At 59.4% G+C, this 18,619-nt stretch carries 16 protein-coding genes; 9 read left to right on the top strand and 7 right to left on the bottom strand.

The window, feature by feature from the left end; genetic code table 11:
- The first annotated feature begins 28 nt into the window (after positions 1-28).
- Positions 29-733: an SDR family oxidoreductase gene (locus BM110_RS09750; protein WP_093513257.1), complete on the top strand. Its 705-nt coding sequence runs from the start codon at positions 29-31 to the stop codon at positions 731-733.
- 285 nt (positions 734-1,018) lie between these two features.
- Here the strand turns inward: BM110_RS09750 and BM110_RS09740 are convergent, their stop codons facing one another.
- The gene (locus BM110_RS09740; RefSeq protein WP_093513256.1) at positions 1,019-2,329 is read right to left on the bottom strand and encodes an MFS transporter; all 1,311 of its coding nucleotides are present in this window, start codon (positions 2,327-2,329) and stop codon (positions 1,019-1,021) included.
- A gap of 160 nt (positions 2,330-2,489) precedes the next feature.
- Between BM110_RS09740 and BM110_RS09735 the strand changes: the two genes are divergently transcribed.
- From BM110_RS09735 to BM110_RS09710, 6 genes are all read left to right on the top strand, one after another.
- Positions 2,490-3,596 carry a sugar diacid recognition domain-containing protein gene (locus tag BM110_RS09735; RefSeq protein WP_092243680.1) on the top strand — a complete coding sequence of 369 codons (1,107 nt, stop codon included), beginning with the start codon at positions 2,490-2,492 and terminating at the stop codon, positions 3,594-3,596.
- A 91-nt stretch (positions 3,597-3,687) separates the two neighbouring features.
- Positions 3,688-4,827: a glycerate kinase gene (locus BM110_RS09730; RefSeq protein WP_092243677.1), complete on the top strand. Its 1,140-nt coding sequence runs from the start codon at positions 3,688-3,690 to the stop codon at positions 4,825-4,827.
- A gap of 102 nt (positions 4,828-4,929) precedes the next feature.
- Positions 4,930-6,207 carry an AAA family ATPase gene (locus BM110_RS09725; RefSeq protein ID WP_092243674.1) on the top strand — a complete coding sequence of 426 codons (1,278 nt, stop codon included), beginning with the start codon at positions 4,930-4,932 and terminating at the stop codon, positions 6,205-6,207.
- On the top strand, positions 6,204-6,926 hold the full coding sequence (locus BM110_RS29310) for an HNH endonuclease (RefSeq protein WP_139220322.1): 723 nt from the start codon (positions 6,204-6,206) through the stop codon (positions 6,924-6,926). The genes BM110_RS09725 and BM110_RS29310 overlap by 4 nt, the downstream gene beginning before the upstream one ends.
- 62 nt (positions 6,927-6,988) lie before the next feature.
- On the top strand, positions 6,989-8,053 hold the full coding sequence (locus BM110_RS09715; RefSeq protein ID WP_093513255.1) for a DUF1176 domain-containing protein: 1,065 nt from the start codon (positions 6,989-6,991) through the stop codon (positions 8,051-8,053).
- 61 nt (positions 8,054-8,114) lie between these two features.
- Positions 8,115-8,627, top strand: a complete 513-nt coding sequence (locus BM110_RS09710) for a GNAT family N-acetyltransferase (RefSeq protein WP_092243666.1) — start codon at positions 8,115-8,117, stop codon at positions 8,625-8,627.
- Here the strand turns inward: BM110_RS09710 and BM110_RS09705 are convergent.
- The 3 genes from BM110_RS09705 to ccoN all read right to left on the bottom strand — a co-directional run bounded on the left by BM110_RS09705 (position 8,624) and on the right by ccoN (position 11,045).
- Complete coding sequence (locus BM110_RS09705; RefSeq protein WP_092243663.1) at positions 8,624-9,316, bottom strand: aspartate/glutamate racemase family protein; 693 nt, start codon at positions 9,314-9,316, stop codon at positions 8,624-8,626. The genes BM110_RS09710 and BM110_RS09705 overlap by 4 nt on opposite strands.
- 90 nt (positions 9,317-9,406) lie before the next feature.
- Positions 9,407-9,616 carry a cbb3-type cytochrome c oxidase subunit 3 gene (locus BM110_RS09700; RefSeq protein WP_092243660.1) on the bottom strand — a complete coding sequence of 70 codons (210 nt, stop codon included), beginning with the start codon at positions 9,614-9,616 and terminating at the stop codon, positions 9,407-9,409.
- A 1-nt stretch (position 9,617) separates the two neighbouring features.
- Positions 9,618-11,045, bottom strand: a complete 1,428-nt coding sequence (gene ccoN, locus BM110_RS09695; protein ID WP_093513254.1) for a cytochrome-c oxidase, cbb3-type subunit I — start codon at positions 11,043-11,045, stop codon at positions 9,618-9,620.
- Between the two features lie 166 nt (positions 11,046-11,211).
- On the opposite strand from ccoN, the gene BM110_RS09690 reads away from it, so the two are divergent.
- Both BM110_RS09690 and BM110_RS09685 read left to right on the top strand, forming a co-directional pair.
- The gene (locus BM110_RS09690; RefSeq protein ID WP_071488281.1) at positions 11,212-11,706 is read left to right on the top strand and encodes a hypothetical protein; all 495 of its coding nucleotides are present in this window, start codon (positions 11,212-11,214) and stop codon (positions 11,704-11,706) included.
- Between the two features lie 90 nt (positions 11,707-11,796).
- Positions 11,797-12,465, top strand: a complete 669-nt coding sequence (locus BM110_RS09685) for a DUF3313 domain-containing protein (RefSeq protein WP_071488282.1) — start codon at positions 11,797-11,799, stop codon at positions 12,463-12,465.
- A 60-nt stretch (positions 12,466-12,525) separates the two neighbouring features.
- On the opposite strand, the gene BM110_RS09680 is transcribed toward BM110_RS09685, so the two are convergent.
- The 3 genes from BM110_RS09680 to BM110_RS09670 all read right to left on the bottom strand — a co-directional run bounded on the left by BM110_RS09680 (position 12,526) and on the right by BM110_RS09670 (position 18,513).
- On the bottom strand, positions 12,526-13,926 hold the full coding sequence (locus BM110_RS09680) for a DUF1254 domain-containing protein (protein ID WP_092243651.1): 1,401 nt from the start codon (positions 13,924-13,926) through the stop codon (positions 12,526-12,528).
- A 159-nt stretch (positions 13,927-14,085) separates the two neighbouring features.
- Complete coding sequence (locus tag BM110_RS09675; RefSeq protein ID WP_092243648.1) at positions 14,086-14,451, bottom strand: response regulator; 366 nt, start codon at positions 14,449-14,451, stop codon at positions 14,086-14,088.
- 231 nt (positions 14,452-14,682) lie between these two features.
- Positions 14,683-18,513 carry a hypothetical protein gene (locus tag BM110_RS09670; protein WP_093513253.1) on the bottom strand — a complete coding sequence of 1,277 codons (3,831 nt, stop codon included), beginning with the start codon at positions 18,511-18,513 and terminating at the stop codon, positions 14,683-14,685.
- Between the last annotated feature and the right edge of the window lie 106 nt (positions 18,514-18,619).

Raw genomic sequence — 18,619 nt, 5'->3', positions numbered from 1 at the left:
CCTCACTTTCTCAATCAGGAATTTCCCCATGACTTCTTCCCTCAACGGCAAAACCGTCATCGTGATTGGCGGCAGCAGCGGAATCGGCGCAGCCGTGGCCAAGGCCGCCGCTGCGCGCGGGGCGCAGGTGGTGTTGGCCGGGCGGCGCTTGGTCAGCGGCGTGGTAAACGGCCTGCGCAGCGAACCGGTGGACGTCACCGATGCAGGGTCTTTGCAACAATTGTTCGAACGCGTGGGGCGGTTCGACCACCTGGTCTACACCTCAGGGCCAACCGTGCGTGCCAAGACCTTGATCGAAACCGATCTGACCGAGGCTCAGGACAACTTCAACGTGAAACTCTGGGGCTCGTTACGGGCGATCCAACTGGCGCTGCCATTCCTGGATAAGCACGGCAGCATCAGCCTGACCTCTGGGCAACTGGGACGTAAATTGGCGCCGGGCCAGTTCATCAAGACCGGGATCAACGCCGCCACCGAAGCTCTGGGCAAACAGTTGGCCAAAGAACTGGCCCCGCGTCGGGTCAATGTGATCAGCCCAGGCGTGATTGATACGCCAGCGTATGGGGGGTTGTCTGAAGAACAACGTCTGGCGATGTTCGCCAAGGTGGGAGAGGGGGTGCCGGTAGGGCGAGTGGGACAGGCTGAAGAAGTAGCACAGGTCTATGTGTTGGCGATGGAGAATGGGTTTATGACCGGTGCTGTGATCGATATCGACGGCGGCGGTACGCTGTAGCTTGTTGAGAAAGGTGATTGAACGAAATTGTCCGGCAGACCACATAGCCCATGAGGGCTGCTCGAGCCGAGCAGCCCTTCACGTTCATTTTCTGGAGAGAGCCCATGTCAACAGTAAATCACCCCACACCGTTCCCAGGGGCCAACGCCCTCATCGAGTCGATTATCGGCACGATTCAAGGCCGGCAACCCACCGAACAAAGACCACTGACGGATGACCAGAAGCGAGTGCTGGAGGGGAAACCCGTAGCACCCGATTCGAAAATCACTTATTGACGCAGGCCGCTTAGCCCTTAAGGGTACGCGTCATCCGCAACGCCAACACGCTGCCGGCGACAATCACCGCCGCCAGCAGGTACAGCGCCACATCCGTGGACCCGGTGGCATCCTTCACAAAACCCACGATATACGGGCTGAGGAAGCCGGCCATCTGGCCCATGGAATTGATCAACGCCAGGCCGCCTGCCGCCGCGCTCGCACTGAGCATGGCGGTGGGCACCGGCCAGAACATTGGCAGGCCGGTGAGGGCGCCCATGGTGGCGATGGTCAGGCCAAGGATCGCAATCGCCGGCGTGGTGGCGAAGTTCACCGCGATTACCAGGCCGATTGCGCCCATCAGCATCGGCACCACCAAGTGCCAGCGACGCTCCTTGCGCAAGTCGGCGGAACGGCCCACCAGCAGCATGAATACCGCCGCCAGCAGGTAGGGGATAGCACTGAGCCAGCCGATCACCAGGTTATCGCTGAACCCCAGGTTCTTGATGATCGACGGCAGCCAGAAGTTGATGGCGTACACGCCGCTCTGGATGCAGAAGTAGATCAGGCCGAACGCCCAGATCGCCGGGTTCTTGAACACTTCGGCCAGCGAATCGGTGGTGGTTTTCGGCTTATTGGCCAGGTCAGTCGCCTGGTCGGCTTCCAGCACCGCGCGTTCGTGGGGCTTGAGCCACTTGGCGTTGGCGAAACTGTCGCTGAGCAGGAAGTAGGCAAGGGCGCCCAGAATCACGGTCGGGATGCCTTGCAGCAGGAACATCCACTGCCAGCCTGCAAGGCCACCCTGGCCGGCAGCGAAGTGGTTGAGGATCCAGCCGGAGAACGGGCTGCCGAGCAAACCGGACACCGGAATGGCCGACATGAACAACGCCATGATCCGCCCACGGCGGAACGTCGGGAACCACTGCGAGAGGTACAGCACCACACCGGGGAAGAAGCCCGCTTCAGCGGCACCGGTGAACAGGCGCAGGGTGTAGAAGTGCGTCGGTGTGGTGACGAACAGCAGGCAGGTGGACAGCGTGCCCCAGACGATCATCATCAACGCAATCCAGCGGCGCGGACCGAACCTGGTCAACGCCAGGTTGCTCGGCACCCCGCACAGCACGTAGCCGATAAAGAAGATCCCGGCCCCGAGGCCGTACACGGTTTCGCTGAATTTCAACGCGTCGAGCATCTGCAGCTTGGCAAAGCCGACGTTTACCCGGTCCAGGTAGTTGAACAGATAGCAGATGAAAATGAAGGGGATCAGGCGCAGGGTAATGCGCTTGTAGATGGCGTTTTTATCGTCATCGGTGGCCAGTGTGGCTGCGGCGCTCTGTGACATGGGAGTCTCTCTTTATTATGATTTTTCGCGATGCGAGGGTAACGTTGATCGCCTGAAGAGTCTCGGCCCTCTGGCGGGCCGCTGTCTTTGTGCTTGCGCACAGCGAACCCTGCTTTGCGCTGTGCCGATGAACAATCATCCTTTCAAGGAACTTAGCCGCATGTTCGAGCTGGATCATGACCTGGCGCAGGATATCGTCGATCGGACCATGGCGATCCTGCCTCACAACGTCAATGTCATGGACAGCCAGGGCCTGATTCTCGGCAGCGGCGAACCCGAGCGTATCAATACCCGCCATGAGGGCGCGCAACTGGTGCTCGCCAATGGCCGAGTGGTGGAAATCGACGGCCAGACCGCCAAGCACCTCAAGGGCGTGCAGCCGGGTATCAACCTGCCGCTGCTGCACGACGGCCGCCTGATCGGCGTGCTGGGCATCACCGGCGAACCGGAAGGCCTGCGTACCTACGCCGAACTGGTGCGCATGACCGCCGAAATGCTGGTGAGCCATCGCCACCAGCAGGCCGAACAACAATGGCGGCGCCAGCGTTGCGATGACCTGCTGGCCCTGCTGCTGGCGGAAACCGGCGACTCGCCACGCCTGGTGGACGAAGCCCAGCAACTGGGGCTCAAGCCGCAGATGGCGCGCACCCCTTATCTGTTTGAACTCGGCGCGGGGCAATCGGCAGAGGCGTTGGGTAGCTGGCTGACCTCGCGTTATCCGGACAGCTGGTGTGTCAGCTCGGCGCAGTATTCATTGTTGTGGTGCCGGCCAGCCGCGGTGCCGGTCGACAACCCGCGCCTGCTGGAAAAACTCGACGGCCTCGGCTGGCATGTCCTGCGTGTCGCCGTGGGCGGGCAAGCGGATGGGCTGGCGGGGCTGCGTCGCTGCTATCGGCGTGTCGGTGATTTACTCGCCTACGGTCGCGATGTGTTGCCGCAGTCACGCTTGCTGACGCTCAACCGCTATCGCCTGCCGGTAATGCTCTGGCGCCATCGCAACGACGACGCCCTCGACGAACTGCTCAATCCGCTGCGCAAAGTGCTGGCCAAGGACGGCAATGGCCAACTACTGGCCACGCTGCGCAGCTGGTGCGAACACGACGGGCAAAGCCAGGCCTGCGCCGACGCCCTGGGTATTCACCGCAACAGCCTGCGTTATCGCATGGAGCGGATTGCCGAACTCAGTGGCGTCGACCCGTTGACCCTGGACGGCATGCTCGCCCTCTACCTGGGCGTACAGCTGTTGCCCCAGGCTTTGTCGGAATGAACAACAAAGCACCGCCACACTTGTGCATTGGACCGGCGTCAGCAGCCGTGCCAACTGGCAGCATGGGGGTTATAAAAACCGGAGAAAGCCCATGAAAATCATCATCGCCCCCGACTCGTTCAAGGACAGCCTGAGTGCCGAAGGCGTCGCCCAGGCTATTGCCGAAGGGCTGGCACAGGTGTGGCCCGATGCCGAGTTGGTCCAATGCCCAATGGCGGACGGTGGTGAAGGCACAGTGGATGCGGTGCTCGCGGCGTGCAACGGCCAATTGCGCCACCACGTCGTGCGTGGCCCGCTTGACAGCGCAGTTGAAGCACACTGGGGCTGGTTGGCCGACAGCCACACCGCGATCATCGAAATGGCCGAGGCCAGCGGCCTGCAGTTGGTACCGCCGGGCCAGCGCGACGCATGCACCACCACCACCCATGGCACTGGCGAACTGATCCGTGCGGCACTGGATGCCGGCGCTGAGCGCATCATCCTGGCGATTGGCGGCAGTGCCACCAACGATGGCGGTGCCGGCGCGATGCAGGCGCTCGGTGTGCAGCTGTTCGACGCCGACGACCAACCGCTGCCACCCGGTGGCCTGGCCCTGGCGCGCCTGGCGCGGATCAGCCTGGAACACCTCGACCCACGCCTGGCGCAGGTACGCTTTGAAATCGCCGCGGACGTGAACAATCCGCTGTGCGGCCCCCACGGCGCCTCGGCGATTTTCGGCCCGCAAAAAGGCGCGAATCCCGAGCAAGTCCAACAACTCGACGCCGCCCTTGGCCGCTTCGCCGATCACTGCGCCAACGTGCTATCCAAGGATGTACGCGATGAACCCGGCAGCGGCGCCGCAGGTGGCTTGGGCTTTGCGGCCAAGGCCTTTCTCGGCGCGCAGTTCCGCGCTGGCGTAGAGGTAGTGGCCGAACTGGTCGGCCTGGACGCCGCCGTACGCGGCGCCGACCTGGTGATCACCGGCGAAGGCCGTTTCGACGCCCAGACCCTGCGCGGCAAAACCCCGTTCGGCGTGGCGCGCATCGCCCGGCAGCACAAGGTGCCCGTTATCGTGATCGCCGGCACCTTGGGCGATGGCTACGAGCAGATGTATGCCCATGGCGTGGATGCGGCATTTGCCTTGCCCTCAGGACCGATGACTTTGGAACAGGCCTGCGCTGAGGCGCCGCGTTTATTGCGCGAGCGCGCGGCGGCTATCGCACGGGTGTGGCGCGTAGCAACGGAGTGCTGATAGCGGCCACCGTCAGCGTCGTGACAGATCAGTCGATAATTACTATGATCCGTGCTTACTTTGAGGACTGGCTGACCCGGCCAGGCACGTTGGAAGCCGATCATGCAGATCAAGCGTTTTACCCTTGTCAATTTCCGCGGTATCGAGAAGATGGAGCTCGATTTCGAGGGTAGGCAGACTGTCGCTTTAGTGGGCGTCAATGGGGTGGGCAAGTCTTCGATTCTGGATGCGTTGGCTATTACGCTTTCGAATTTGACATGCCGGATCATTGATCAAGCTTCGAAATCCAGAGCCATTTCCAAAGACGACATCACAGTTGGCAAAGACTACTCGCGCCTGGCGGTTGTAGTCTCATTGGCTAATGAGGAGGTCGACTGGGCTATCGCGTTGAACCGACGCTCCGGTAAGGGTAAGCATCCTAAAGAGCAAAGTAGTGACTTGGTGCGTTTGAACAGGGCTATTGCTCCTGTTGAAACCAGTGCATTCAATTACGAGTTGATCGGCGGCGAGCCTGTCGAATTGCCGTTAGCTGTTTATTACGACGTCCATAGAGCTGTTCTGGATGTGCCGTTACGAGTCAGGGAGCGTTTGATCAATGCAATCGCTGAAGGCTATGACGATGCACTTGGCCACGGAGGTGCGGACTTCAAGAGATTTTTCATTTGGTTCCGCAATCAGGAAGATCTCGAAAATGAACGCAGCCGCGACTTGCCCGGGTATCGAGACTCGGAGCTTTCGGCAGTTCGTGATGCGATCGAAACGTTCACTGGTTTCAAGGACGTTAGGATTCGCCGTAAGCCAACCCTGAGAATGACTGTTCTTAAAGAAAACCTTGAATTCAACGTTTTACAGCTTTCTGATGGCGAGAAATGTCTGTTAGCGATGGTCGGGGATCTGGCGCGCAGGCTTACGTTACTCAACCGAGAAGTGCTTGAACCGCTTAAAGGAAAGGGGGTCGTGCTTATTGATGAGCTAGACCTGCACCTTCATCCAGGCTGGCAACGTACTGTCGTTGAAAAGCTTGAGCGCACGTTTCCCAATTGCCAGTTCATCATTACCACCCATTCTCCGCAAATCCTGGGTGAGCTGCCTGCCGGGGCCGTGATGCTTTTGAAAGACGGTCAATATCTGGGCCACCCAGAGCGCTCGCTGGGCCTTCGCAGTGGCGAAGTCATTGAAGAGCTGATGGGGGGCGTTGCCCAGAACAAACATGTCAGTCATCAACTCAGAAAAATCTACCGCGATCTCGACGATGACAATCTCGAATCGGCCCAAGCCCAACTAACGCAATTACGCGAGAGCGTCGGGAAAATACCTGATGTGCTCGAAGCCCAAGCCAATATCGACTCTCTGAGGTCAATCGAAGAGGGCGAAGCGTGAAGTCGATCAGAAAAGGGGCTGAACCACGAGCATTGATTGAGTGGCGAAGGGTAAATCGCGACACCCCCCACAACCTTTTCTACGGCAAGGGAAGCACCTTCCCGAGTGAAGCAGTGCGCCAGGCGCTCCTGAAGGAACAGTTTCATTTATGCGCCTATACCTTGCGACGGCTGCCGACAGCCGTTGAGTGTCAGGCTCGAGATCATGGCACGCAGTTCAGTTGCCATATCGAGCACATCATTCCACAAAAGCACCAACAGGCTGACAGCAACATTGCTTACAAAAACTTAGTCGCCTGCTATCCGTCCAGTCAAAGCAAAGTCGCTTGCGGCTACGGCGCGGTGGAAAAGGCCGATTACAACACGGTGACAAAGCCGTTTGTTTCACCGCTGACAGCCAATATCGAGCGGCAGTTTCGATACTCCCGTGATGGTTATGTAAAGGGCCTGACTCCCGAGGCGATTGCCACGGTCGAAGTGCTCAAACTCAACCATCCAACGCTGGTCAATGATCGGGCTGCCGTCATCAAAGGCCGTTTGAAACCACGCGGCACGCCTATTTCTGCCGCAACCGCTCGGCGTCTGGCCGATGACGTCGTAAAACCAGACGCTCAACATTGCCTGCCTGAGTACTGCCTGGCCCTCAAGCAGCAAGCCGAGCGTCACGCGCAAAACCTGGAAAAACGCGCAGCCCGAGTTCGTGGTCAAGCCAGACCCTGACAGCTACCGCCACAAACCCCGAACATGGGACAATCCGCGCCTTTTCGACACGGAGAGTCCCCATGCTGCGCCCCGCCTTCCTGGTCCTGTTACTCACTGGCGCCACCCCCCCGGTCTTCGCCCAACCACCCTCCGAAACCGTACCGCTGCTGCGTGAGATCAAGCAGTGGGTGGTCGGTTGCGACAACCTGCGCAATTGTCATGCCCTCAGCGCGCCCAGCGGCGTGGATGAAGAGGACTACAGCTCGTTGACGTTGCACATCTGGCATCAGGCCGGCCCGCAAGGGTATCCGCGTTTGCGCTTCGATCATCGAGGTCAGGACGTTGACCTTTCCACTTTGACGCTGGACGGCCAGCCCCTGGGCCTGGAGCTGACGCGGGAATTGCACGTTGAGCTGGATGACCAGGGCGGTGATCCCGAGGTGCAGTCGTATGGGGTGATTGATGGCGCAGGGACGCGGCGCTGGTTGCAGCGTCTGCGCAATGGCCAGCGCCTGCAGTTGCCAGGCGAGGGCGCCGCGCACGTATCGCTGAGCGGGTTGAGTGCTTCGCTGCTGTTGATGGATGCAGTACAGGGACGCGTGGACAACGTGACGGCCCTGGCTCGACCTGGCAAGGGCGCGCCCAGCGAGGTGCCACCACGGGCGCCAACGCCGATATTGCGCAAGTTTACGCCAGCGCCGCCGTTGACCGCGCAGGAGCAGGCCGGGTTGGTGGCGGCTGCATTGCAGGCCGTCACGCCGGAAGAGGGTGAAGCCGAGGCAAAAGCCGGTGCCCTGACGGCACGCCAGGCAATGACCGTGACACGTTATGACTGTGCGGCCTACAACTGCGAGTTCAATGTCAGCAGCCGTGAGCGGCAGGCGCCCTACACCGAGACGCTGATGGACCTGCAGCCGCTGCCTCTGGAAGACGCCGCGCTGCAAGGCTCGGTCGGCTATGACGAGGCTTCCGGCACACTGAGTTACTTCTACAAGCAGCGTGGCATCGGTGATTGCGGCGGCGGGGCCTCCTGGGTGTTCGACGGCAAGCGCTTCCAGCTCAGCGAGTTCCACCGGATGCCGCGTTGCACCGGGGTCGGTTACGGTGACTGGCCGTCGCTGTGGTCAACCGTGCCAGCCCCCTAGCCACCGGCTCAATGTCGCCCCTACACTGGCCGGCCACGTGTCTTTCAAAGGATGAAACACCATGCACACGCCTGAACCCCCTATCGTGATCCAGCGCTTCACCGAGGCCCACCTTGAAGGCGTCGCTGCGCTCTACAACGAACCGGCCGTGTGCCGTCAGGTGCTGCAAATGCCTTTCCAGTCAGTCGAGATGTGGCGCAAACGCCTGGTGATGGACAACGAGCGGCGGCTGCAACTGGTGGCGTTGCATGGCGGTGAGGTGGTCGGCCAGCTGGGCCTGGAACAGTACCTGCGCGTGCGCCAGGCCCATGTCGGTTCGTTCGGCATGGGCGTGGCAACGGCGTGGCAGGGCAAGGGCGTCGGTTCGCGGCTGCTGACGGCCGCGCTGGACGTGGCCGACAACTGGATGAACCTGCACCGCGTGGAACTCACGGTGTACGCCGACAACGAAGCGGCGCAGCGGCTGTACCGCAAGTTCGGCTTTGCTGTCGAAGGCGTATTGCGTGATTACGCCCTGCGTGACGGCCAGTTTGTCGACACCGTGAGCATGGCGCGCCTGCGCCAGTCGGTTTAATCCTGCAAAGCAAACGCCACCGCAGCCTGCGCATGCAGCTCGGTGGTGTCCAGTAATGGCAGGTCGCTGTGTTCAGGCTTGATCAGCAAACCGATTTCCGTGCAACCGAGGATGATCGCCTGGGCGCCACGTGCAGCCAGCGACTCGATGACACCTTGGTAGACTTTGCGTGACGCCTCGCTGATCACGCCGACGCATAATTCTTCATAGATGATCCGGTGCACGGCCTGACGCTCGTCGGCCTCCGGCACCAGCACGGTCAGCCCCTGGGCGGCCAGGCGCGACTTGAGGAAATCCTGTTCCATGGTAAACGCCGTACCGAGCAGGCCGACCGTCAGCGTGCCGGCCTCAACGGCAGCCGCACCCGCCGCATCGGCGATGTGCAGGAAGGGGATCGACACTGCCGCCTCGATACGTGGCGCCACCAAATGCATGGTGTTGGTACACAGCACCACACAGTCGGCGCCACCGGCTTGCAGACGGCGCGCGGCGTCTTCGAGGATCAGCGCGGTGTCATCCCAGCGCCCGGCATGTTGCGCCTGCTCCACCGGGCCGAAGTCCACGCTGTACATCAACAGTTGTGCCGAGCGCAGCGGGCCGAGCTGGTCGCGCACGCGTTGGTTGATGATGCGGTAGTACTCGGCGCTGGACTCCCAGCTCATGCCGCCGATAAGGCCGATGGTGCGCATGCGATGCTCCTGGCAAGGAAAGTCGCTTCACCTTACCCATCGGCCATTGATTAGTCATACGCAGTTGCCCGCGAAATGACCGGTGCAGTTTCACATGTCCAGGCTGGTCCAGCCGGGCCTGGCCTCATCCAGTGCCACTGCGTGCACCCGCTTGCCGGTCGCCAACTCCACACGCCGCGCCACTTGCGGGTCATCGGCAAAGGGCATCAGGCTGGCGTCGTCCAGGCTCTTGTCCGATTGACCGCGCAAGCAATACTCCACCGCGCCATACAGGCATACCACCATCAACAGGCCCCACATTTCAGGCGATCCGCGCATCAAGCTGCGCTATTTGCAGATCCGCGACGCGCACCGTGCGCCAGATGTTGTAGGCCATCAGCAGCATGCCGGTCAGAAAGAACACACCACCGGCAAACCGCACCACAAACCCCGGTTGGCTGGCCTGCAAGGCTTCGACAAACGAATAGGTCAGGGTGCCGTCATCGTTGACCGCCCGCCACATCAAGCCCTGGGTGATGCCGTTGACCCACATCGACGCGATGTAGAGCACGGTGCCGATGGTGGCCAGCCAGAAGTGCAGGTTGATCAACCCCACGCTGTGCATCTGCTCGCGGCCGAACACTTTGGGGATCATGTGGTACAGCGAGCCGAAGGTGATCATCGCCACCCAGCCCAGGGCCCCGGCGTGTACGTGGCCGATGGTCCAGTCGGTGTAGTGGGAGAGGGCGTTGACGGTCTTGATCGCCATCATCGGCCCCTCGAACGTCGACATGCCGTAGAACGCCAGGGACAGCACTAGAAAGCGCAGGATCGGGTCGGTGCGCAACTGATGCCAGGCGCCGGCCAAGGTCATCATGCCGTTGATCATGCCGCCCCAGCTAGGCGCCAGCAGGATCAGCGACATGGCCATGCCCAGCGACTGCGCCCAGTCGGGCAGGGCGGTGTAGTGCAAATGGTGCGGACCGGCCCAGATATACAGGGTGATCAACGCCCAGAAGTGCACGATGGATAAGCGATAAGAGTACACCGGGCGCCCGACTTGTTTCGGCACGAAGTAATACATCATCCCCAGGAAACCTGTGGTCAGGAAAAACCCTACGGCGTTATGCCCGTACCACCATTGCACCATGGCATCGGTCGCCCCGGAATACACCGGATAGGATTTGAACCAATCCACCGGGATCGCCAGGTGGTTGACCACATGCAGCATGGCGATCACCAGTATGAACGCGCCGAAGAACCAGTTGCCCACGTAGATGTGCCGGGTTTGGCGTCGCACCACAGTGGTGAAAAACACTATGGCATACGCCACCCAGACCACCGCCATCCACACCGCGCCGGAGAATTCGATCTCGGCGTATTCCTTGGTGGTGGTGTAACCCAGCGGCAGGCTGACCAGCATGATCACGATCACCGACTGCCAACCCCAAAAGGTAAACGCCGCCAGGCGGTCGGAAAACAGCCGTACCTGGCAGGTACGCTGTACCGCGTAATAGCTGGCGGCGAACTGCGCGCTGCCGGCAAAACCGAAAATCACCAGGCTGGTGTGCAGGGGGCGTAGGCGGCCAAAGGTGGTCCATGGCAAATCCAGGTTCATCTGCGGCCAGACCAGTTGCGAGGCGATCCACACGCCCATGGCCATGCCCACCACGCCCCAGGCGATAGTGGCGATAACGAATTGACGGACGACTTTATAGTTATAGGCCTGTCCGATTGTTGCGCTGTTCATGCTCAGTCCTCCCACGGTTCCAAGTGGCGGCACTGTAGGAAGCATGGGTAAAACAAAACAGGCTCAGAAAAACCTCATTGTTGCGGATCAGTTTTTAGCCGTACGTCGAATGGCTGCATCTGCCATGATCAGGCTTCGCAACCAGGCTCACCCAAGGAACGCCGCAATGGATGATGTACAGCAACTGGGCGAGATGCTTCGTCATTACGCCGACAGCGAAGCGCACAAGAAGCAACAGTTCGACGTGCAGTCGGCCCGTTGGGCGCAGAAGCTCGATGAGCTGTTCGGGCAGATCGAGCAGTGGCTTGAGCCGGTGAAGACGGTGGGGTTGCTTGAAGTCCACCGTGAAGCTTACGTAGCCAGCGGCCCGAGCGTGCCAATGGAGACCTCGACATTCAAGACCGAGAAACTGACCGTGCAGATCACCGGCAAACCGGTGGAGTTCGTGCCGGATGTAATGGGCGCGGGCGGCTTGATCTCCGTGTCGGTCATGGGCCTGACCGCGGCACGCCACGGCAGTGTGTCGCTGGTGTTGCCCGCGGATAAGAACGACTGGTTGTGGAAGAAAACCAATGGCCTCAAAGATCCGGACACCTTTGGATTCGACGCCAACTTCCTGGCCTCGCAGTTGCAAAGCCTGATCCCCCGCGAACGCAGCTGAAACGTCGAATGATGGGAACAGGGTTATTTTGCCAGGATTGGCTATACCTACAGCTCAGTGTTCCAACGTCGACCGCCAGGGAGTTCAGACATGACACTTAGGCATTTGCTCTGCACGTTGTGCATCGCTTCGCTCGGGCTGGCGGGGTGTGCCAGCAAGATCACCGCGCCGGATGAGTATTCCGGCTTTCTCTCGGACTACAGCCGGCTCAAGGAAGCCAAGTCTCCATCGGGGGCCGAGGTGATGCGCTGGGTCGATCCCGAGCTGGATCTGAGCCGCTATCACGCGGTGTACGTCGAACCGACCCAGTTCTACCCTAAGCCCCAGGCCACCGCGAAAATTCCGCTAACCACCCTCAACGGCATCAATACCTACTACAACCAGGCACTCAAGCGTGAGCTGGAAAAATCCCTGCCCCTGGCCAATGCGCCAGGTCCAGGCGTGATCGTGGTGCGCGCAGCAATCACCGCCGTGAGCAGCAAGACCGAAGGCCTCAAACCCTATGAGTACATTCCGGTGGCCTTCGTCGTGGCGGCGGTAAGCACCGGCACCGGGATCCGTGATCAGGAAACCACCCTGGGCACCGAGGCGCAGTTCCTCGATGGTGCCAATGGCAAGGTGCTCGCCCAGGTGGTGCGCAAAGGCACTGGCAAGCCGCTGTCCAACGATTCGCAGGTGATGAAGGCCGATGACGTGAAAAGCGTGATTGACGGCTGGGCGTCGGACCTGCATCAGTCGTACGTGAAACTTACACGCTAGAACGTGCGAGAAGGTGAGGGCTGCGGTGCCCTCACCCTTGTTGCGACCGGGCGCGTGACGTTACTTGAGCGGCGTCAACGGCGGCAGCTTCCATTGGCCGTTACCCACCTCAGGCTTGGGCAGGTAAATGCGCAATACCGCATAGAACGGACCGGGTGGCGCCGGCAACCAGTTGCTTTGCTCGGCTTTCGGCGGCTCGTGGTGCTGCAGGGCCAGTGTCAGGCCGCCATCGGCGTCACGCTTGAGGGTGGGCAGCATTCGCGAATTGATCAGGTAGCGCTTCTTGTGGTTGGGCACCAAAAGCTTGGTCTTGGCGTCGTACATGGTCAGCGACCAGAACGCATCGGCCGGCGGCAGTTGGTCCTTGGCAAAGTGCACGGTGTAGCTGTGTCGTGCGCCGTTGGCAGGCTTGCCTTCGCTGTCGACGAAGTAGCTCATGTAGACGGCTTCGTCGGCGGAGTTGCCGAAAATGCCCAGGTTGGCGCCAGCATAGCGGTACAGGTAATTGTTGTTCAGGTGGTCGCGGCTGCCGAACAGATCACCGCTGGTGACCTGGTGAGTGTCCACTTTGTCTTTCTTGAACGCGGCAAATTCGGCATGGGCGTCGGCAATGCCTTCATCCAGAGCCTTGCGCTGTTCGACGGTCAACTCCTTGACCTTGAACGGCGCGCCCGGGGCAATTCCGATCTTGGCAAACCGGGCCAGCAGGTCTTTTTCGCTGTCCTGCGGCGCGGCGAAGGCCAGCATGAAGTTCAGGTAGCGAAACAGTTGCGGGCCTTCGGTCATGGTCGCCGTGGGCTTTGGCCATTCGACCTTGGGCGCCTTGGCTGGCGCGGGTTGTTTCACGTAGCTGCTCAGTGGCTGCACTTTGTAGCCGGCCTGGATCTGCTTGACCTTGCCCAGGTCTTTTTCATCAAACAACTGCGTCCGGTACAGGGCGTAGGCGATATTGCTTTCGCTGTAGATCACGCGGTCGACATTCACCGGCTGCTGACCCTTCCAGTCGGGGCCGGCGATCATGTAGTGGCCGCCGTTGTTACCGGTGCTGCGGGTGCCCAGGTAAGCGAAGTTCTGCGTATAAAGATCGATCAACTGCACCGAGTAGTAGCGATCGTCTTCGATCTTGGGCAGGGTCAGCACCAGTGGTTCGCGGCGCAGGTCCATCCAGACGAACGAGTAGGGCGTGTCGGCGTTGGGCGTGACGAAGGCCGTGTCCTTGGGCGTGAACACCTGCGCGGTATTGCCGATCTGGTTGAACGGCGCCTTGAAGTTGGCACCGCCCTTGTCAACGGCCTGGGTATAGAGCGTCTTGTACATGTCCACCACCGGAAACCCATACAGATAGGCTTCCTTGGCAATGGCCCGGGCTTCGGCCGGGGTTGCCGTGAAGTCGGCCCAGGCGCCGGTACTCATGAGTATCGAGAGGCTCGCCAACAGCAGGCGCGTCGGTTTTCCAATCATGTTGTTGCGTCCTTCCTGAGTGCAGGTTGCAGGGTCGCGCTGAATGGCGCGCGAATGCGCCGAGTTTCCGATTTTATTCACCGAACGTCACGTTAATCTCTGAGCACCTGACGCGAAGATGCCGCCCATGCAGGCGGCATCGAGGAGTACAGGCTGGAATTAACGTGCGGGCAGCATCGATTTGACTTTGTCGCGTAATTGATCGATCGAGAACGGCTTGGCGATCACGTGCATGCCAGTCGGCACCTCGATGTTTTCCGCATAGCCGCTGGCGAACAGGATCGGCAGGTCCGCACGCAGTTCGCGCACCTTGGTGGCAAGTTGCTTGCCATCCATGTCCGGCAAACCGACGTCGGTCATCATCAGGTCGATCACCTGGTCGGTGTTTCGCACCAGGGTCAGCGCTTCTTCAGCATCGCCGGCCTCCAGTACGTTGAATTCCAACTCCTCCAGGACATCGACGATGAGCATGCGCACGATGGCATCGTCTTCGACGACAAGGATGGTGGAGGCGGTGACGGACATAAAAAATTCCCGAGAGTGAAAAGGATTGGCCGTGAGCGGTGCAAAGACCATCCTCTAATGAGTCGCGGCGATCTCGGCAAGTTCCCTCACCGAAGCCGGTATTGTGCCGGTGTTGGAAAAGAATGTCCCGCATGAGTCTGCGACCGATATTCTACAGGGGCACAGCGTGGTACTAATGAGAGTCCCCGGCATCTGCGGGAAGCGCAGGATGCCGGTTCTTCACCTCGCACCTCAGCCGGCATTTGATACCGATCTGGAGGAGGCGATTGAGATCTTATTGGATACCATATCATGCACGCCGTTGATGCTCTCGACGGTGTTCATCAAGTGCAACTCACTGAATTGCGAAACAGAATAGGTCAAGGAGCCCGGATTGGGTGGAAACCAGTGGCTCGTTGACCCCGAGATCATCGCGCTTTCTATTCCAGCGCGCATGGAGGCCTCGGAGTTGAATGTGGCCAACCCGAAGTTGGGGTCGAAGTAGAACCATTCTTTTTTGCCGCCATTGATGACAACCCCGGCGGTAATTCCGTGTGTTGTATTACCTATCATCAGGCTGGTCGACGTACTGGCATTCGCCAGTTGCTCGATGATTTCTGCAGCCGTCTGCTGCTGCTTATATTGGCCCACATGAAAGTCATGCCTGAGCTTGGCCTGGAAGCGTTGCATGTTTTGTTGAAACACCAGTGTGGCCGGATGCTCGGGATTAGCCATTACCGTGAATAAATTCTCCAGCAGGGTGGCTTGCTTGCCTTCCTGAATGGCATAGGCCATCGAGTTCGCAAACACGGCACATTGCCCCCCCGAGATAGGACTGACTTGGCTGAGGTAAAAGCCCTGTGGCATTGGAATGAAGGTTCCGCCTGCCGTCTTGATGTTTTCACTGAAGTGTTTGGCAAGGGAAAGATTCAACTCGATCGCGCGCTTTTCAACCTGTCGGTACAGACACCCCATTTCTTGAGTCGTCAACCCGGGTTGCAAGGCCAGTTCCTGAAGTTGAGGGATTCTCAGGCCAGGCCTGTACCCCTTTATCGAATCGGGCGTTCCCGCCTTGTAACCCTGCTTGAAACTGTCCGCCTCGAACGCCTTGAGGCTTTCCATTTTGGTGTAGAACGTGTTCGGCAGTTCTTCCAGATCATCTATGCGGCGCTTCAGGCGTCCCAACTCTTGCGCGCTCGGATTGGCTTGCAGTGCAAGTCGCTTGAGCTGCTCAACGTTCAGGGAGGTTGAGTAACCCTCAATCGACGGCGGTGTCCGGCTGTTGAGACCAAGGTGGAAGCCGTCGGGATCCGTTTTCAACGCGTCCGCCTTCAAGTTCGTGAATTTCTCGGCGTAATTGGGGTCGGGCTGGGCGGCAGGAGGCGGGGAGCCCCACCAACTGGCGAACCACTCGGTCGTCGCCGACTCCGTCAACCCTTTGATTTCACCCCCGGAGGCTGCGACAGAGGGCGTGAAGTTTTCCAGAGGTGCCCCGTAGGGTTGAGCCTTGACCGGGTCGTAGCGGTACCATTGCCCATCGTTGAACACGGCAGCCGTATGCATCTTTGTCTCGCCGACCTTGTAGCTGCCTATCGCGGCTACGTCGTACTGGTTGCTGAGGCTTTTCAGCAACCCGTAACTGTCTGATGTACCTCGCAGTATTTGTATGCCTTTAGCCAGTGCCCGAGGGCTTTTGCCCAATAGTCTTACACCGCCAAATACCACGTCGTCTGCGCCCCCCAGCGGATTGAACGCACTGACGGTCGCCGCTCCAATCACGCGCGCACCCTTGGCCAGCTTTGTAGCCGCAGAGGCGGTGATAGCCCCTACCTTGACCAGCTTGGCAGCGGTCGCTGCGCCAGCGGTCAGGAACCCCATGACATCCATCGTCAGATCAAGAGCGCCCGCCACATAGTTGCCGTTTATGAAGTTGACGATGGCCGATCTCAACGGGATCAGGTCCAGGAAGAAGTTGGCCGCGCGATCCTGTGCTTCAAACTGTTTGTCCAACTGCGTAGAACCTTTGGCCGCTTTTACAACATCGGCATTGTCGATATCCAGGTGCTCGACGAACGCATCGGCAATGTAGGTGCTCCGGTCACTGCTGAAGCTTTTCGGCGTGACTGACGTGTCGCCGGTGTTTTCCTTTTGATTTTCCTGGCTATAGCGGGTCGGCCGGAACTCGGTTCGGTGAATTTGCCGTGAGCCTGGACCATAGCGTGTTTCATCGTAATGGTTGCCGCTCCCCAGCTTGGTGATCGTGCCTTTCTGGATGTCAACTTCATAAACAGACGACACGCTGTCGCGTTCGGTTTTTATCGAAAAGGTGGAGTATTTGTGGAGAAGTGTTTTATCCGTGAGATTGATTCTGTACTCGGACTCATGAAAGAAGCGCAGCTTTCCATATTCCAGGTCTTTGCGTTGATCCAGGGGAAGTTTGGAAATGAGGTGCCTGACGGTCGCACTCAAACCTTTCTTTCGCGAAACAATGGCCTCGTCGAAGTGTTGCTTGAAAGCTGCATTCACGCCGAGCACAGGATTATCGTTGATTTCGGCGAGGGGGATACGAGGGTCCTCGGTCGTCCAGGTGTAATGACGGTTTTCCATCATCGCAATGTCCAGCATCGAGAAATACCCTTCAGGCCGCAAGTTCGGGTCATAAAGCGGCATCGCCGTGGATTGATGGCCGGATGTCTGGAGTTTCAACAGGGGTTGTTCAAACGGAATACCTTCACCAAAACGTTCTTTCAGTTTGGCAAGGGCGATGTCCTTACGGTTGGGTATTTCAGCATTGGCTAACGCTTGTGCGTCAATCTGCTCGGCAAACTCGCGGTTGTATTGGGTTCTTAACTGATCCAGTTCTTGATTCGTGTACTGTTTGTCATCTTTTCTCTTGATCAGGCCGTTGACGACCCCCCAATCGACCAGTGCGGTTTGCTGGGCGAGCTCGGTCACCGCCGGATCGGCCTGGGCGGCCTTTTCGGCCTTGATCATGATTTCGTCGAAGCCCATGGTCATCGCCGACCCGGGTGACTCAGCTTCCTGGGTCGCCACCGCGATCTCCAATCGGGTCCAGGCCGGGCTGCCATAAGTGACGTTGTCGGGAATGCCTTTGACCTGGAATGCGGGCGCTGCCTGCGCGAGCAATATCATGGCGGCAACCTTGGCCATCTCCGGGCCAGCCAGGCCGCGCTCAATCAGGTGTTTGACCAGCGCCTCGACCACGGCTGACGGGTGCAAGCCCCAATGGGCCGACTGCGCCAGGTCGAACCCGGCTACTTTGTTTCGCTGCGGGTTTGTAAGCGCTTCGGGGTTCAGGATCCGGTTGATCAATACCAGGAGATAGTCATGGATGCTGATGTCTGTGTCGAATCCCTTTATAACTGCTCGCATCGCCCGACCCAGTGCCTGGCCTGTGGGACCGTTCACCATGGATTCAAACGCTTTGACGGGGTCTGTCTTGGCGTCACCAGATAGGGGTTTATTGTCATTGAGGAGTTCAAGGATACCCTGTCCATTGCCCGTCTCGGATGAGTTGGTGTGATCCTTGATGTATTGGAGGGCCGCTGTGTGCAACGTTTGTTGATCGTCCGGACTCAAAGGTGCGGGCCAGGACAGAGCCCCCCCGAAATCGCCAAACGGGTTCGCCAGCGCTCTCTCGCTGACGGCATCCGCCAGCGCGGTCAAGGAAAAATGATTGGTGGGCAGGCCAAGACCAATGCCGCGGATGAAACTCTCCAATGTGACGAGTGTGTCGGGCTGCGTTGGAAAGGATGAATGCGGGTGGATTTCCATCGCGGTGGTTTTGAGTGCGTTCGAGACGGCCGGGGGAGAAGCATTGTGCCCCAGTGTCTTGGCAATTTTGTGCAGCGCTTGCGACAGGGTATGCAGGTTACGCGCATTGCCAATCAGGGTTTTGCTGGAGAGGTTGGCTGTTGTGAGAGAAGTCGGTTGTGGCGCCGGGTTTGCCTGTTGTTGCGCAATGCTCCCAGGCGAAGTGGGTTGGGACAGCTGATGGGTTTGACTGAACGCACGCATGGATGGGTTGGGGGCTGAGAAAGACACCGCGTAGAGACTGGTCATGGCTGGGTACCCTTTAGAGATGGACTTGATTCAGTCTTTGCCTGTGGACGTTCCGTATCGCCACGGCGCTTTACTGAGTGCCGGCCTCTGCCACCTGCGTTCCTGC

This window comes from Pseudomonas sp. NFPP28 (assembly GCF_900115535.1).
Taxonomy (GTDB): domain Bacteria; phylum Pseudomonadota; class Gammaproteobacteria; order Pseudomonadales; family Pseudomonadaceae; genus Aquipseudomonas; species Aquipseudomonas extremorientalis.
The sequence above is the reverse complement of the archived record's forward strand: the minus strand, read 5'-3'. Positions and strand labels throughout refer to the sequence as shown.

Coding starts and splice junctions, on each gene's coding strand:
- BM110_RS09715 (WP_093513255.1), top strand. CDS start 6,989: ATGCTGCGCCCCGCCTTCCTGGTCCTGTTACTCACTGGCGCCACCCCC.
- ccoN (WP_093513254.1), bottom strand. CDS start 11,045: ATGAACAGCGCAACAATCGGACAGGCCTATAACTATAAAGTCGTCCGT.
- BM110_RS09730 (WP_092243677.1), top strand. CDS start 3,688: ATGAAAATCATCATCGCCCCCGACTCGTTCAAGGACAGCCTGAGTGCC.
- BM110_RS09740 (WP_093513256.1), bottom strand. CDS start 2,329: ATGTCACAGAGCGCCGCAGCCACACTGGCCACCGATGACGATAAAAAC.
- BM110_RS09725 (WP_092243674.1), top strand. CDS start 4,930: ATGCAGATCAAGCGTTTTACCCTTGTCAATTTCCGCGGTATCGAGAAG.
- BM110_RS09710 (WP_092243666.1), top strand. CDS start 8,115: ATGCACACGCCTGAACCCCCTATCGTGATCCAGCGCTTCACCGAGGCC.
- BM110_RS09700 (WP_092243660.1), bottom strand. CDS start 9,616: ATGTGGGGCCTGTTGATGGTGGTATGCCTGTATGGCGCGGTGGAGTAT.
- BM110_RS09735 (WP_092243680.1), top strand. CDS start 2,490: ATGTTCGAGCTGGATCATGACCTGGCGCAGGATATCGTCGATCGGACC.
- BM110_RS09670 (WP_093513253.1), bottom strand. CDS start 18,513: ATGACCAGTCTCTACGCGGTGTCTTTCTCAGCCCCCAACCCATCCATG.
- BM110_RS09690 (WP_071488281.1), top strand. CDS start 11,212: ATGGATGATGTACAGCAACTGGGCGAGATGCTTCGTCATTACGCCGAC.
- BM110_RS09705 (WP_092243663.1), bottom strand. CDS start 9,316: ATGCGCACCATCGGCCTTATCGGCGGCATGAGCTGGGAGTCCAGCGCC.
- BM110_RS09680 (WP_092243651.1), bottom strand. CDS start 13,926: ATGATTGGAAAACCGACGCGCCTGCTGTTGGCGAGCCTCTCGATACTC.
- BM110_RS09675 (WP_092243648.1), bottom strand. CDS start 14,451: ATGTCCGTCACCGCCTCCACCATCCTTGTCGTCGAAGACGATGCCATC.
- BM110_RS09750 (WP_093513257.1), top strand. CDS start 29: ATGACTTCTTCCCTCAACGGCAAAACCGTCATCGTGATTGGCGGCAGC.
- BM110_RS09685 (WP_071488282.1), top strand. CDS start 11,797: ATGACACTTAGGCATTTGCTCTGCACGTTGTGCATCGCTTCGCTCGGG.